Annotated in this window: 13 protein-coding genes; 5 read left to right on the top strand and 8 right to left on the bottom strand. The window is 39.0% G+C overall.

Going from position 1 to position 16,098, the window contains the following annotated elements; all coding sequences use genetic code 11:
- Positions 1-218 precede the first annotated feature (218 nt).
- Positions 219-869, bottom strand: a complete 651-nt coding sequence (locus ABEG20_RS03965) for an outer membrane lipoprotein carrier protein LolA (protein ID WP_138822909.1) — start codon at positions 867-869, stop codon at positions 219-221.
- A gap of 61 nt (positions 870-930) precedes the next feature.
- On the bottom strand, positions 931-3,522 hold the full coding sequence (locus ABEG20_RS03960; protein ID WP_406826092.1) for a DNA translocase FtsK 4TM domain-containing protein: 2,592 nt from the start codon (positions 3,520-3,522) through the stop codon (positions 931-933).
- Between the two features lie 911 nt (positions 3,523-4,433).
- Between ABEG20_RS03960 and ABEG20_RS03955 the strand changes: the two genes are divergently transcribed.
- Entirely contained in the window at positions 4,434-5,093 is a 660-nt protein-coding gene (locus ABEG20_RS03955; RefSeq protein ID WP_406826091.1) for an ankyrin repeat domain-containing protein, read from the top strand.
- Between the two features lie 112 nt (positions 5,094-5,205).
- Here ABEG20_RS03955 and ABEG20_RS03950 read toward each other — a convergent pair whose 3' ends face one another.
- The 4 genes from ABEG20_RS03950 to pyrF form a co-directional block, all read right to left on the bottom strand.
- Positions 5,206-5,424 carry a PspC domain-containing protein gene (locus ABEG20_RS03950; RefSeq protein WP_406826090.1) on the bottom strand — a complete coding sequence of 73 codons (219 nt, stop codon included), beginning with the start codon at positions 5,422-5,424 and terminating at the stop codon, positions 5,206-5,208.
- Positions 5,425-5,553: 129 nt separating this feature from the next.
- Entirely contained in the window at positions 5,554-5,769 is a 216-nt protein-coding gene (locus ABEG20_RS03945; protein ID WP_406826089.1) for a hypothetical protein, read from the bottom strand.
- Between the two features lie 50 nt (positions 5,770-5,819).
- Positions 5,820-7,103, bottom strand: coding sequence for a DUF2851 family protein (locus tag ABEG20_RS03940; protein ID WP_406826088.1), 1,284 nt, complete (start codon positions 7,101-7,103; stop codon positions 5,820-5,822).
- A 161-nt stretch (positions 7,104-7,264) separates the two neighbouring features.
- Complete coding sequence (pyrF, locus tag ABEG20_RS03935; RefSeq protein WP_406826087.1) at positions 7,265-8,095, bottom strand: orotidine-5'-phosphate decarboxylase; 831 nt, start codon at positions 8,093-8,095, stop codon at positions 7,265-7,267.
- A gap of 425 nt (positions 8,096-8,520) precedes the next feature.
- On the opposite strand from pyrF, the gene rho reads away from it, so the two are divergent.
- Both rho and pssA read left to right on the top strand, forming a co-directional pair.
- A complete protein-coding gene (gene rho, locus ABEG20_RS03930; protein WP_406826086.1) occupies positions 8,521-10,266 on the top strand; it encodes a transcription termination factor Rho in 1,746 nt (581 codons plus the stop codon).
- 65 nt (positions 10,267-10,331) lie between these two features.
- Positions 10,332-11,027, top strand: a complete 696-nt coding sequence (gene pssA / locus ABEG20_RS03925) for a CDP-diacylglycerol--serine O-phosphatidyltransferase (RefSeq protein WP_406826085.1) — start codon at positions 10,332-10,334, stop codon at positions 11,025-11,027.
- 52 nt (positions 11,028-11,079) lie between these two features.
- Here the strand turns inward: pssA and folK are convergent, their stop codons facing one another.
- Entirely contained in the window at positions 11,080-11,586 is a 507-nt protein-coding gene (gene folK, locus ABEG20_RS03920) for a 2-amino-4-hydroxy-6-hydroxymethyldihydropteridine diphosphokinase (protein ID WP_406826084.1), read from the bottom strand.
- Positions 11,587-11,626: 40 nt separating this feature from the next.
- On the opposite strand from folK, the gene sppA reads away from it, so the two are divergent.
- Positions 11,627-13,393 carry a signal peptide peptidase SppA gene (sppA, locus tag ABEG20_RS03915; RefSeq protein ID WP_406826083.1) on the top strand — a complete coding sequence of 589 codons (1,767 nt, stop codon included), beginning with the start codon at positions 11,627-11,629 and terminating at the stop codon, positions 13,391-13,393.
- Between the two features lie 192 nt (positions 13,394-13,585).
- Here the strand turns inward: sppA and ABEG20_RS03910 are convergent, their stop codons facing one another.
- Entirely contained in the window at positions 13,586-14,215 is a 630-nt protein-coding gene (locus ABEG20_RS03910; protein WP_406826082.1) for a hypothetical protein, read from the bottom strand.
- Positions 14,216-14,301: 86 nt separating this feature from the next.
- Here ABEG20_RS03910 and ABEG20_RS03905 point away from each other — a divergent pair, with 86 nt between their 5' ends.
- Positions 14,302-15,978: a helix-hairpin-helix domain-containing protein gene (locus tag ABEG20_RS03905; RefSeq protein WP_406826081.1), complete on the top strand. Its 1,677-nt coding sequence runs from the start codon at positions 14,302-14,304 to the stop codon at positions 15,976-15,978.
- The last annotated feature ends 120 nt before the right edge of the window (positions 15,979-16,098 follow it).

Raw genomic sequence — 16,098 nt, 5'->3', positions numbered from 1 at the left:
TCCTGCAATTAAGACCCTGAAATGAATTCAGGGTGACGATACTAATACTAAAATACCTAAAGAATAGCGCTAAAAGCCACATTATTAATTGAACTCAAGTTTGTAAATCGAAAAAAGTAAACAAAGAGGTATATAAAAGAAAAAGCGATTAACCAGATTACCTGATTAACCGCTTTTTTTATGCATAGCGCTAAAATTTGCGCTGCCTGCTATATCTGTTATCTTAAATCTACCACTTCAACACCAGGATATTTTTTGGCATCGAAAGCAAAAGTAGTTTCCGGTATGTTTACATTAGGCGAAAAAGTTTTCACATTGTAGGTGTATTTGTTTCCGTTTTTATCAAACAACACCACGTTTGCAATTTGTTTAGCAGCCTTATCGATACTTAAACGTACTTTAAAAATCGATTTTTTAGCATCAACCGGTGTTAAATCGATCATTTGATAGGTTTTAGCACCAGCTTTTTCTTCACCGGTATAAACGTATTTAAATCCTTTTTCGTAAACGGTGAAAATCTTCGCCGGATTAATGGCATCACCACTGTTATCTACATTGCTCACCTGCACTTCTTTGTCTTTTTTCAGATAAGTCCACTGGCTTTTACCATCGCTAAACAATTCCTGGTTGGTCATCGCTACTTTGTACTTGTTAGAATTGGCTTTAACATACAAAGTACCTTGCTGGGTTTCCTTTACTTTAGCTTTCGGATTATCCAAGGTAAAGGTAAAATCTGTTTTAACTACGTTATAAGATTTGTATTTTTTACTTACCTCAGCTAAAATGGCTTTAGCTTTCGCATCAGTCTGCGCATAAGTTGAAGTCGTAAAAGCAACTACAACCATTAATGCTGAAATTAATTTCTTCATCTTTTCTTTTTTAAATTTTTCCTTTGAAACGTTAGAGTAGATTAATGCCAATTGGTTTAATCTAGTCTTTGTCATCCATACTATTCAAGAACTGTTCCAAAGAGTATTCGTCAGGATATAAAACTTCACGTGCCTTACTCCCTTCGAAAGGCCCAACAATTCCGGCAGCCTCCAGCTGGTCAATAATCCGGCCGGCACGGTTGTAACCCAGTTTCAGTTTGCGCTGAATTAAGGAGGTTGAGCCCTGCTGATGCATCACAATCAGCCTTGCTGCATCTTCAAAGAATTTATCACGCTCGTTAGGATCAAAATCAGCTTTGCTTCCCTCTCCTGCTTCATCTATATACTCTGGTAGTTGATAAGCATCAGCATAACCGCGCTGGTTACCGATATATTCCGAAATACGGTCTACCTCCGGTGTATCAACGAAAGCACACTGTAGCCTGATTAAGTCGCTGCCGGTAGATAAGAGCATATCACCACGGCCAATTAACTGATCGGCACCACCACTATCTAAAATGGTCCGCGAATCGATTTTCGATAATACCCTGAAAGCCAGCCTGGCCGGGAAGTTGGCTTTAATGGTTCCCGTAATAATATTTACCGAAGGCCTTTGGGTGGCCAGCACCAGGTGGATCCCGATGGCACGGGCCAGTTGGGCCAAACGGGCAATTGGTGCCTCCACCTCTTTACCAGCCGTCATCATTAAATCGGCAAACTCATCTACCACTAAAACAATGAAAGGTAAAAAGCGGTGACCGTTATTCGGATTAAGCTTACGTTTAATAAACTTATCGTTGTATTCCTTTAAATTTCTAACCTGCGCATCTTTCAATAAATCATAACGCTGATCCATTTCGATACAAAGTGAGTTTAGCGTATTTACCACTTTTTTGGTATCGGTAATAATGGCATCGGCCTCTCCGGGCAATTTAGCCAAAAAGTGGCGCTCTATCCTGTTAAACAGGGTTAATTCTACTTTTTTAGGATCTACCAGTACAAATTTCAATTGTGCAGGATGTTTTTTAAAGAGCAGCGAAACCAGAATGGAGTTGATCCCTACCGATTTACCCTGACCGGTTGCCCCCGCCACCAATAAGTGCGGCATTTTGGCCAGGTCGGCGATAAACACCTCGTTACTGATCGTCTTACCTAAAGCAATAGGCAGATCCATCGTGTTTTGAGTCCATTTTTCGGTATTCAAAATGCTGCGCATGGGTACCATTTCCGGGTGCTGATTCGGCACCTCGATACCAATAGTACCTTTACCCGGCATTGGCGCGATAATACGGATACCTAAAGCCGCTAATGAAAGTGCAATATCATCCTCCAGGTTTTTAATTTTCGAAATCCTCACACCCGGTGCCGGAATAATTTCGTATAGCGTAACCGTCGGACCAATGGTGGCCTTAATCTTATCAATCTCGATATTATAATGATTAAGCGTTTCTACAATTTTATTTTTATTGGCTTCCAGTTCTTCCGCATTTACCGAAATTTTATTGGTTCCATAGTTTTCCAATAAATCGATAGTTGGATACTTATAACCCGATAAATCCAGTTTTTCATCATAATTGCCGAACTGTTCAACCAGGTCATCCGATTTTTTTTCTTCCTCGGTTTTTTCGATGGTAAAAGTAGGTTCCTTTTCTTCCTCAACAGGTGGTTCTACAACCAATGGCATAGCAGAGGCTGCAGCAGTGGCCAATGGCAAATTAGCCGCCAATGGAGATAATACCACAGGCTTTACAATTTCTTCCTCCTCTTTTTCCTCGAAACGATTTGGCTGTAATACTACATTTTGCTGCTTACGTTCGTTATTTACAGGTTTATCGCGCACCGGAAATTCAATGGGCGCAGACGGCTCTTCGAAAGTTTTGTTTTTTACAGCCTGCTCCCTGATATCGTTTACATAATCAGGCGTTTCATTATCCAGGTAAACTTCTTTTGCCTTACGTTCCGGAAATTTAAAATCGATGTTATAGGCAATAATTAAAATAGTTAATCCCGCAAAAGCAATTAATCCGGCAACACCAGCTGCGCCAATTTGGGCACTTAATAATCTGTTGCTCCAATAGCCAAATTCACCTTCCAGGTAATGGGGTGATTCTGACCAGAAACCATGTGCAAAACCTAAGGTTAATGAAATAAACAGTAAAAAGAAAAAACTGTAACCTAATGTTTTGGAGATAGAAAGAATTTTAACCTTGAATAATAAACGGTAACCGATAATAAAAAAAGCTAAAACGAACAGGAAGGATGCGATACCAAACCATTCGTAAATAAACTGGTGCGATAACAATGCACCAAACTTGCCCAACCAGTTTTGAACCACCGGGATGGAAACGCCGGCTTCTTTTAGTTCTTCCGTTGTTTTAAAAAGATTGCTCCAGCCGCCATTCGCATCAATTACATAACTCTGGTCATCCTGCCAGGTAAACAGATAAGAGGTGAAAGCAATTAAAAAATATAATGATAAGATCACAAAAAACAACCCTACAATTTTAACTGCACGGCCATCTGCCAGATCGAAACTGGGCAAAAAATCCATTTTTCCCTTCGGCTGCCTGCCTGATAATGATCTGCCGGGCGCATTTTCTGCACCTTTATCTCTGAATGTATTGGCTTTAAACTGGTTACCCCTTACCGACATTTTCTATCCTAAATAATTTAATATTGAACAAACTTAGATAAAACTGCGCAGCATTAACGAAAGCCTTGCAAAAAAAATAATCACATGCTGTAACCATTGCTCTTAGGTACTTATTGCCAAGCCTCCTCTTTTTTAAACCGGATAAGCCCCGAGTAAATATCTGCTTACACTATTTATAATGCCTTAAATTAAATAAAAATATTCATCAGGCCTTAAACCTTAAACAGAAATTCTGGTCTATTATTTTAACAACGCACAAGTTGTAACGTTTTGTTAAATGAAACGGATTTTGTTTTAGGTTTTATCCCGTTTATCCTGGAGGGGTTAAGCGGGATTTTTTTTGTCGTCCTGAGCCTGTCGAAGAACCTTGTTAACTTATTTCTTCAATATCATTTGTAAAGCAGGCTTCGGTGCTTTTCGCTTACGGTAGTCCTGCTATCCCTTCAAGTCCTCGCTGTACTCCGGGCTTTCCGTTCTATCAGGTTTATTTAACCTGGGCCTTTAGTGCTCAAACTATGTCATTCTATACGCAGTGAAGAATCTCTTCTTAAAGGTTAATATAATATTACCACCAGATTTAACAGATTGCTGAAAACGACCAGCCACTTCAGTGTCTTCTTCCATTAATACCGCCAGGGATTGTAAGGGTTCAGTACCGATCCTTCATCGGTACCGGAGTGCAGCACAGCCCTGTAAAAGCCCGGCCCCTTTCCCGTATTTTACGCCATTATAGAACGCCCAATCTGTTGGCAGCTTTCAGTTGGTAATTCTAGACAAATGACTCTTTTTGGAGACATCACAGTTTTTTTAACCACTAAGCGCTTGATAGATTACCTTACACTGTATATATTTAGGCATTAAAGTTTACAATTCCTTAATTTTCGTTAATTTAAAGCGATTTTTAAAAAAGTATGATGGGTATAGCGCAACTCGAAGAACAGATTGAAGCCGGAAATTTACAAGCCGTAAAAGAAATTTTGGTTGAAAACCCAAAATTGGCAAATGTTGATACCTCTCATCAAATTTCGCCACTATTGTTGGCCTGTTATTACAAAAAACACGAAATAGCCAATTTAATCGCTGAGTTTGCAGATAACATAACTTTATTTGAAGCCTGTGCAGTAGGTAAATTCGATGCCGCTACCTTATTGATTTTCCAAAAACCCGAACGTATCAATGAATTTTCTAATGATGGCTTTACACCGCTTGGCTTAGCCTGCTATTTCGGACACGAAGAATTAGCCCGCTTTTTAGTGCTAAAAGGGGCTGAAGTTAACCTGGCTTCAAAAAATGGCTTTAACGTATTTCCCATTCATTCGGCAGTTGCAGCCAATAATTTTAATATCACTAAAATGCTGTTAGATGCGGGAGCCTATCCAAATGTTTGTCAGAAAGCAGGCTTAGCCCCTTTACATACTGCCGCGCAACTGGGAAATATTGAACTGATTATTTTACTGCTGGAACATGGCGCAGAAGTATCTTTACGCATGGAAGGCGGAAAATTACCTGCAGATTTAGCAGCAGAAAAAGGATTTAATGAAATTGCAGAGATTTTAAGAGATGATGATTAGTCCATTTCACAGTTTGTAGTTCACAATTTCCAGTCGATTTAAACTGAAAACTGCCAACTGAAAACTGCCAACTGCAAATTGGATATTGCCACCTGAAAACTGCCAACTGAAATCATTCCCAAATCCGCAGCCGCATTTTTTTCATATACGTCCTGATATCGAGCACAACAGCAGCCAAAAAATAAAATAGTATAGGGAAACCCACCGCCAAAAATGACGAATAAATAAAAAACAGACGAACTTTAGCCGTACTCATATTCAGCTTGTTGGCCAAGTAGGTAGACACTCCAAAACTCTGCTGTTCAAAATAAGTTACAATTCTCTGGAACATTTTAAGCTTATTTTAAAATCTTACTGCTCTGCAAAAATAAGAACGCTCCAAAACGGGAATCATTATTTGCTTAGAGATTCTAATTTAAGAAATTTAATTGGTTAAATGCAATGATATACTTTAACATCGTTATTCCAAAATCAGTTTTTCGAAATCTTGTTTATCTTCGTGTTTAATAAAAAGCGTTTGTTGTTCTTCCAGTCCCGAAAATTTTTTGATCAGTTCTGCCTTAAATTGCCGGATATCTACATCGCTATTTAAAATAATCGTTAAGGCATCGGCATTACCCCTTACCTCAATAATCTGATTTGGATATAGTTCTTTTAGTTCGTGCGGAAATTCCATAATAGATAAACAGATTATAAAGTATAAAGTTTTACCCAAATATAAACAGCTCAGGCCTGCTTCAAAATCTTGATTCCGATACCACAAGACAGGCATTTTTTCTCATCACAATATTGCTTTTTTAGTTGCAAAATCCCTTGTGATGCAAAGGCATTCGCTATCTTCACTCCCGCCCCGGTATATTTACCGGTAATGGCATTTTGCTCAGCAGGCAAACTTTCTAATAACTTTATCGCCCTACTGATAAAATAGGGTGTTGCGGTATGTTTTCCATAAGCAAATAAAAACAAGGCAACAGTATTTAACAGGATATTATCTACTGATGTTTTCCCGATCTGGGTATTTACCGAAGAGGCTTCCTTCTTAAAATGATAATGTGTTTTCCAGTAATCATTTACAGGCAGGTTTTCAAATAAGCTGCGCAGTTCAGCCACATTCTTTATTTCCATAATTTTAGAAAAAAGATGATTGGATTTGGTTATTAATGCAGCAAATTGTGCCAAACGGATAGTTGGAAAATTTTGAGGGCGCATGCGCATAAACTTCCACATCGAAACATCAATGGCTTTAATATTGTATTTCTTTTGGAGAAACTGAAATTCTGCTTTTAACTTTCGCGGGTATTCTTCTTCAAAATGATCGTTTAAAAATCCTGCCGCACCAAAAACCAATGCTTCTATTTGATGTGGGTTGTTTTTATGCCGGGCATAAATTTGTTGAGGAACCGATTTAGCAAATAAATCGAAAGGCAAAGCATTTATTTTGAAGCCGAAATTACGCGCCATAAAACGGTAGAAAGTTTCATCCCAATTCCCATTTAATTTATTTAAAGTTTCGGTAACCGCAGTTGTTTTCTGTTCAAAACGCTCAACCAATGTTCTGGATAAAAAAGAATCTATAATCAACTCATCCACGCTTCCAATTTGGGCCATACAAGGAAAATCGGTTAGGGTGAGAAAAAGGTTTTCATACTTTTTGATCAGTTCAGCAGAAATGCGGTCTTTCAGTTCTAAAACCGGTAAAATGGTTCCATCCATTCTGGTTATTTGAGCATCATGCTGGTAAACAACATGCAAAATTACATTCTCGTATACAGGATTAACCTGGTGGTTATGTTTCAGCCAGTCAGAAGATTTTAAATGGATTTCTACATTGCCTGCCCAGGTAGTTTCGCCTATTTTAATCTTCGCATGGTTAAAATCCGGCCCTGCATTTCGGTTAAGCAATCCGGTATTGATGATTTCCAGGTTTTCACCATCGCAGGTCTGCAGTCCGTTATAATCAAACGACCTGAACTGCCATACATAATGAAGAAAATCTTCCGGAAAATTCATCCTTGAAGATAAGAAATTTATTTAGCTATAACTAACTTATAAGTTTAAATTCTTAGCTTTTAATTACGCGCGACGTCACCCTGAATTTATTTCAGGGTCTTACACGCAAAAAAGATGCTGAACAAGTTCAGCATGACGTTTTGAAGCGAAGTTTCGTTTAATTAAATTAGTCCTGCCTTAACCAAAATCTGCTCCATTTCCTGTTGCAGTTTTAAAGCCTCTTCTCTCGCTTTTTCGGCAAAATCTTCGCCTTGGCTGGCATAGATAATTCCTCTTGATGAATTGATCAATAACCCACATTGCGAATTTAACCCATATTTACACACCTCGCTTAAATCGCCACCCTGCGCACCAACTCCAGGTACCAAAAGAAAATGATCTGGCGCCAGTTTACGCACATCGCCAAATGCTGCACCACGTGTAGCCCCGACTACATACATCATCTGCTCATTTGTTGCCCAGGTTTGCGAGGTTTTGATCACTTTTTCAAAGAGCCTGTCTGCTCCGATTTCCTGCAATTGAAAATCGGCATGACCTGCATTCGAGGTTAAAGCCAATAAAATCACCCATTTATCTTTAAAGCTTAAAAAGGGTGTTACCGAATCGCTCCCCATATATGGCGCAACCGTAACCGAATCGAAACTCATCTCAGACGATGCCGCGTTAAAAAATGTTTCGGCATACATGGCAGAAGTATTGCCAATGTCGCCGCGTTTAGCATCTGCAATAGAAAAAATATCCTGTGGAATATATTTCCAGGTTTCAGTTAAGGTTTCCCAGCCTTTTTTGCCATAACATTCATAAAAAGCAGTATTGGGTTTATAAGCTACACATAAATCTTTGGTGGCATCAATAATCTGTTTATTAAATTCCAGAATCGGATTTTCGTGCTTCAATAGGTGCTGTGGGATCTTATCCAGCGAAGAATCTAATCCTACACATAAAAAAGAACGTTTTTTTTGTATCTGCTCAAAAAGTTGTTGCTTGGTCATATATGCGCTTATTTGCTGCAAATATGAAGATTTTTAAGTTTTCTGAGCGACAAAATAATGCTCACATTAATTATTTTTTTAAACATTTTAAACTTTTGCTTGCAGATTACGTTTCAAATACATACAATTGCACCATAATTTCTCAACCGTTTATCTGAATATCCCAGAAAAATTTATCAAGACTTGTTTTTTGTTACCATTTTTTAAAAGCAAATATTGCTTTTTATTCAGCTTGTAAACAATTATGAAACAATTTGAGCATTATCCCTAATGAACTCATTTAAAGTTTTATAGCCTTAAGAACTTATGCACAATAAAAAGCCGGGCTTACGTTAACACAAATATTTTTTAAGCCCGTGCAAATTTATAACAGAAAACATCCGTTATAAACAAATGAAAAATTTCTTGAAACATATATATTTAGAATGTTTAGTAAAACAGAATTAAATGATAAGCTCACAACAGAATTACGTGAGCTGGCAAAAAGCTATGGCATTGAAGGTGCCGACTCCCTAAGAAAAATCGACCTTGTTGAAGTACTCTTACACCAGCAAGAAATTATAAATGCCGCTAAATCCGGTGCAGATCCTTATAGCGAAACCGAACCCGTTGCAGCCACGCGTGCACCAAAAACCAAAGCTGCAAAAGCACCAAAAGTTGCGGCAGCAGCTGCAGCAGCTTCTGCAATAACCGCTGAAAAACCTGTTGCTACAGAAGAAAAGCCTCTTGCTACAGATGAAAAGCCCGTTAAAAAACGAGCCAGGTTAACAAAAACTGAATCTGCAGCACCAGTTGAAAAAAGAAGAGATGCGGTTACGTTATTTGACGAGCCTCAGCACGAAAAGCAACCCGACAGAACTGTTGAAGCTAAAGAAAGTGTAAAACCAATTTCAGCTTTAATAGAAGAAAGTGCAGAAGTACTTCCCGTGGCTCCAAAACAAAAACAAGAGACTAAAGAAAAACAGGAAAAACCACAACGTGATGAAAACCGCCAGCAAAAGCAACCGGGTGGTGGCAATCACCACAAAAACGAAAACAGTTACTCTAACCTGGATTTCGATAATGTCATTACAAATGAAGGCGTTCTGGAAATTATGCCTGACGGTTATGGTTTCTTGCGCTCGGCAGATTACAACTACCTGACTTCTCCTGATGATATTTATGTATCTCAGTCTCAGATCAAACTTTTTGGATTAAAAACAGGTGATACCGTAAAAGGTAGCATCCGTCCGCCAAAAGAAGGCGAAAAATATTTCCCTTTGGTCCGTGTAGAAACCATTAACGGCCGAATCCCTGCTGAGGTTCGCGACCGCGTTCCTTTTGATTATCTAACACCGCTTTTCCCTACCGAAAGATTAAACCTGTTTACGGATACAAATAACTATTCTACCCGTATTATGGATTTATTTACGCCAATTGGTAAAGGGCAGCGTGGTTTAATTGTGGCGCAGCCTAAAACAGGTAAAACCAATTTATTGAAAGAAGTGGCCAACGCCATTGCCAAAAACCACCCTGAAGTTTATTTAATTATCTTATTAATTGATGAGCGGCCTGAAGAGGTTACCGATATGGCACGTAGTGTAAGAGCTGAAGTAATTGCCTCAACCTTTGATGAGCCGGCTGAACGTCACGTTAAAATTGCCAACATTGTTTTAGAGAAATCGAAACGTTTAGTTGAAAGCGGACACGATGTAGTGATCCTTTTAGATTCGATTACCCGTTTAGCCAGGGCATATAATACTACAGCACCTGCATCGGGTAAAATATTATCAGGTGGTGTTGATGCCAATGCACTGCACAAACCAAAACGTTTCTTTGGTGCGGCACGTAACATCGAAAACGGCGGTTCATTAACCATTTTAGCTACTGCATTAACCGATACAGGTTCTAAAATGGATGAGGTGATTTTCGAAGAATTTAAAGGAACAGGTAACATGGAGCTTCAGTTAGACCGTAAATTATCTAACAAACGTATTTTCCCTGCTATCGATATTACGGCATCAAGTACCCGTCGCGACGATTTATTGCACGACAGAGATACCTTACAGCGCGTTTGGATTTTACGTAACCACCTTGCTGATATGAACAGCCAGGAGGCAATGGAATTTGTTCAATCTCAAATAAAAGGAACAAAAAGTAACGAAGAGTTCTTAATTTCGATGAACAGCTAAATAAGTTTAGCGTTTGGGGTTTGGAGTAATGCGTTTCAAACCCCATGCGCTTAGCGCCTAACCCCATGCTAAAAAAAAATCTCCCTAATGCGATTACCTGTGCAAACCTTTTTTCTGGCTGTATCGGAGTCGTTTTTGCATTTAAAGGCCATTTAGAAACTGCAGCTTATTTCGTTATTTTATCCGGAATATTCGATTTTTTTGATGGCATGGTTGCCCGTTTATTAAATGTGAAATCGGCCATTGGAAAAGATCTCGATTCTTTGGCAGATATGGTAAGTTTTGGATTTTTACCCGGGGTAATTATGTTTCACTTACTAAAGGAAAGCGATTATTCATCTGAATATCTTCCCTATCTGGGCTTTATCATTACCATTTTTTCGGCACTTAGATTGGCCAAATTCAACAACGACAGCAGGCAAACGGAAGATTTTATTGGCTTGAATACGCCCATGAATACTTTGTTTATATGTTCGCTACCTTTTATTGCGCAAGATTATCCGCAAATTATTTCATCCAGTATCTTATTGATTGCCATTACGGCAATCACCAGCTTTTTACTGGTAAGTGAAATAAAAATATTCTCCTTAAAATTCAGCAACTTAAGCTGGGCGAAAAACAAAATTAAGTTTATTTTCCTCATCCTATCGGCCATATTAATTGCCTTTCTACAATTTGCGGCAATACCTTTTGTTCTGGTATTGTATATAGTGTTATCTTTTCTTCATTTTAAGGGCGCAAGCCCAAGTCAGCAAGTTTAGCCTTTCACTGCCCTAAAGGACCGGCAGAATGCTTTAGTCATACATTGACTAATTAAAGTCTTTTAACCTCAAGCGGATCGTTTATATTCCGACAGATCGACAAAATCGTTTCTCCCAGCACGGGATGTAAAACTTCAGGGGCAATCTCGGCCAGGGGTTCCATTACAAATTTCCGGTGTTGCATATGCGGATGAGGCACCTGAAGTTTATCGGGAATATCGATGATCTGATCTCCAAAAAGGACAAGATCAATATCAATTAAGCGCTCCCCCCATTTATCTTTTCTTACCCTGCCCAGCTCTAGCTCTATAATTAATGCCAGATCTAAAACTTCCAAAGCACTTAAACTGGTTTGCACAGCCACCGCCTGATTTAAAAATGCAGGCTGATCGGTTTTGCCCCACGCTGCCGTTTCGTAAAGAGATGAGGCGACTATTACCTCGCCAATTTTATCGTTCAATAGTTCGATGGCTTTTTTCAAATTTGCCTCCCTGTTACCTAAATTTCCACCCAGTAACAAATAAGCCGTACTGTACTCTAAAGCTTGATTAAGCATCATGTATTTTTATATCTTTACAGCACAAAATTAAAACATTTAAATGAGAGAATTCTTTAAGTATTTATTTGCCTCCATGTTGGGCTTTTTCTTATCGATCATCATCGTATTTATTATCTGCTTCGTAGTGGTGGTGGGTTTAATATCTTCGATTGATAGCGACAAAACCATTACTGTGTCTAACAATTCGGTACTATTCCTAAATTTAGATCAGGCCATTACCGAGCGTACACCTAAAAATCCATTCGGGAACCTACCGATTGTTGGAGGAGAAGAAAAAGAAGCCATAGGTTTAAACGACTTCTTAAAAGCGCTGCAAAAAGCCAAAACAGATGATAATATTAAATGTATCTACCTCAATGTGAGCAGCCCCAATGCGGGTTTTGCCACGTTACGCGAGGTGAGGAATGCGCTGATCGATTTTAAAAAATCGCATAAAAAAATTATCGCCTATAGCGAAGTGTATACTCAAGGGGCTTATTATTTAGCTTCCGTAGCTGATAAACTATATTTAAATCCAGAAGGCGCTTTAGAATTCAAAGGATTTAGCTCTGAATTAACTTTCTTTAAAGGAACATTAGAAAAAGTTGGTGTAGAAATGCAGGTTATCCGTGTAGGGAACTACAAAAGTGCAGTCGAGCCCTTTATCCTGGATAAAATGAGCGATTATAACCGCAAACAGGTTACCGCTTATGTTGGTGGATTGTACAATACTTTTTTAACCGATATTGCACAGAGTAGAAATATCCAAAAAGATAGCCTTTACAACATAGCCGACAACTATAAAATACAACAGCCACAAGATGCTGTAAACTTTAAAATGATCGATGCTTTAAAATACAAAGATCAGATTTTAGAGGAATTAAAAGGACTATCTGGCAGAACCAGGGGAGAAAATATCCGATCTGTTTCGATTAACGATTATGCCAAAAATAATAGCGATACAGGTGAAGGAAAAGACAAAGTTGCGGTAATTTATGCCAATGGTGAAATTAATGGTGGAGAAGGTTCTGACAGCCAGATCGGATCAGAACGTATTTCCAGGGCAATCAGAAAGGCCCGTTTAGATGACGATATTAAAGCGGTTGTACTTCGTGTAAATTCTCCCGGAGGTAGCGCATTAGCTTCAGACGTGATCTGGAGAGAGGTTGTACTGACCAGGAAAGAAAAGCCGGTTATTGCATCTTTTGGTGATGTGGCTGCATCAGGCGGTTACTATATTGGTTGTGCTGCCGATAGCATTTTTGTACAACCAAATACCATTACGGGTTCTATCGGTGTATTTGGTATTATCCCGAACTTCCAGAACTTAATGACCAACAAACTGGGCATTACATTTGACGGTGTTAAAACCGGTAAATATGCCGATATTATGGCTACGAACCGCCCTATGACTGCTGGTGAAAGATTCATCATACAGAATGAATTAAACAGAATTTACAGCGGTTTTGTGAGTCGTGTAGCCGACGGCAGGAAGAAAACCAAAGCCTATATCGATAGTATTGGCGGTGGCCACGTTTGGATCGGAACAGATGCCGTTCAGATTGGTTTAGCGGATAGAATCGGTGGCTTTAATGACGCCATAAAGGCTGCTGCTAAAAAAGCTAAATTAAAGAATTATAAGGTAGTAGAATATCCGGATGTAATAGACCCATGGAAATCATTACTGGATGAAGGTACAGACAGGATTAAAACCTACTACACCAAACAAGAGCTTGGTGATCATTATATACTTTACCAGCAAATGAAAAAGGTTATTGCAAGCTCCGGAATTCAGGCCAGGATGCCGTTTGAAGCAGTAATTAAATAGGGAATGATGTAAGATGGAAAATGGATAATGGAAGGATAGAAATTCATCCAAGAGGGTTAATAGTTCATAGTGAAATAGTTAATGGTCCTGTGGTTTTCTCCATAAACAATTAACCATGAACCATTAAACAATGAGCTTAAAAAAAACATTCTCCATCTTACCTCTTCCATCTTACCTCTCACTTCTCCCCTCCTAATTAATCAATTTCCACTCCGGATGCAAAGTAAGATAGGTAGCATTAACCGGAGTATTTACCGGATGGACCGTTATGGAAATACTTTTCCCTTTTAAAAACTCAAAGCCAATCCCCTCTTTTTTCGCATCATAAACAGTGATAGTATCTTTATCTTCATTCAAATAGGCAGAAAGTTTCTCAATAGCTGGAAATTTATTTTTTGTTTCCTCCATCGTAGTGCCCGTTGCCAAACCATCCTGGGTTTTAAACTGATCAGAGGTAATCCTGATCTGTTTCACATCCTTTACCAGCATACTCGTATCCCGATAAGACGAATATACCGCAATTTCATTGGGATGCTTTCCTGTCGAATCATTACTGTACCAAATTCCCCAGGCTTTTCCCATTGCGGCATCGCCGGCATCAGGTCTTCCAAGTTTTTCACCTACCTGTTCCATGTTTTCTCCTAAAAAAATTTCGCCAATGGATTTACCGGCTACAATCAGGAAACGTTCATCTATAGCTTGTGTTTTGACCGACTTCCGGTTACTTACCGAATCCGTTTTGTGCTCACCATTTTTATTGGCAGATTGGCATGCTGCCAAACTTATGCTTAATCCCAAAAGGGCAAATTTTACATTTTTCATGAGTGTAAAACAACCTTTAATAAAATTGTGTTTTAATTTATTTGCCAGGTAAATATTTGAGGCATTATTTCCTAATTTTACCCCTTATGGAAAATAAGACCATCGCCCGCACCTTGCGCCTCTTATCGCAGCTTATGGAACTGCACGAAGAGAACCCCTTTAAAATTAAATCAGTTGCAAATGCCTATTTTAAGGTGGATAAACTGCCTTTTGCGTTAAAAGACAAACCCCTGGATGAACTGGATAAAATTGATGGCATAGGTAAAGGACTGGCATCCAAAATCATAGAACTTCTAAAAACGGGAGCATTAAAAGAACTTAACGAAATTCTCGAAAAAACACCCGAAGGCGTGGTGGAAATGCTGGCTATAAAAGGCATCGGACCGAAAAAGATTTTCATTATTTGGCGTACCTTAGGAATAGAAAGTATAGGTGAATTATATTACGCCTGCAACGAAAACCGCTTAATTGAGGCCAAAGGTTTTGGTTTAAAAACGCAGGAAGAGATTAAAAATGCCATTGAGTTTAAACTGGCAGCTAACGGAAGGTTTTTATATGCACAGGTAGAGGGTTTTGCCAAAACATTATTTATACAACTTGCTGATTGGGTCGGAAAAATTGATCAAGCTGCAATTTCAGGTTTTGCAGGTCAGTATCGGCGCGCATGTGAGATTATTGATGAACTGGAAATTGTAATCGGCACAGAAAATAGTGATGCCATTAAACAAAATTTACCTGCTTTCGAACCACTTTCGCTTATTGAAGCAGAGCAATCTTACATTTGTACCACTGAAGCCGGACTTAGGATTAAAATCTATATAGTAGAAAAATCAGCCTTTTATTTACAGTGGTTTAAATTAACAGGAAATACCGAACATGTTGAAAAAGTGTTAGCTTTAGCTGGCGATGGGCCTTTCGTAAATGAAGAAGAAATTTACAGCAAGGCCGGATTAGCTTTTATCGAACCTGAACTACGCGAAGATTTTGATGAAATTGAACTGGCCAAAGCAAATAAACTCCCAACGCTGATCCAATACGAAGATTTAAAAGGCAGTTTGCACAACCACTCTACCTGGAGCGATGGCGTACATACCCTGGAACAGATGGCTATATATTGCAAGGAGAACTTAAATCTTCAGTATTTAGGCATTTGCGATCACTCTAAAACCGCAGTTTATGCTAAAGGATTAAACGAACAACGCGTTTTTGCGCAACATCAGGAGATTGATGAATTAAATAAAAAACTGGGCCCATTTAAAATTTTCAAGGGAATTGAAAGTGATATTTTAAGCGATGGATCACTCGATTATCCGGACGAGATCCTTAAAACATTTGATTTTGTGGTTGCTTCTGTTCACAGTAACCTCCGCATGGACGAAACCAAGGCAACCGCCCGTTTATTAAAAGCAATTGAAAACCCTTACACCACTATTTTAGGCCATCCAACAGGCCGTTTATTATTGAGCAGGGCTGGCTACCCTATCGATTATAAAAAAATTATTGATGCCTGTGCGGCCAATAAAGTGGTGATTGAAATTAATGCAAACCCTTTACGTTTGGATTTAGACTGGCGCTGGCACCGTTATGCACTTGAAAAAGGCGTATTATTGTCGGTAAATCCTGATGCACACCGTACTGAAGGCTTCAACGATATGCATTATGGTATTTTAGTAGCCCGCAAAGGTGGTTTAAGCGCTGAGAAATGTTTGAATGCTTTCACCTTAGAGGAGATTACTGCGTACTTTGAGAATAAGAAAGGTTAGCGGTTAGCGGTTAGCGGTTAGCGGTTAGCGGTTAGCGGTTAGCGGTTAGCGGTTAGCGGTTAGCGGTTAGCGGTTAGCGGTTAGCGGTTAGCGGTTAGCGGTTAGCGGTTAGCGGTTAGC

Origin of the sequence: Pedobacter sp. KACC 23697 (assembly GCF_045348445.1) — a bacterium.
Classification (GTDB): Bacteria; Bacteroidota; Bacteroidia; order Sphingobacteriales; family Sphingobacteriaceae; genus Pedobacter.
The sequence above is the reverse complement of the archived record's forward strand: the minus strand, read 5'-3'. Positions and strand labels throughout refer to the sequence as shown.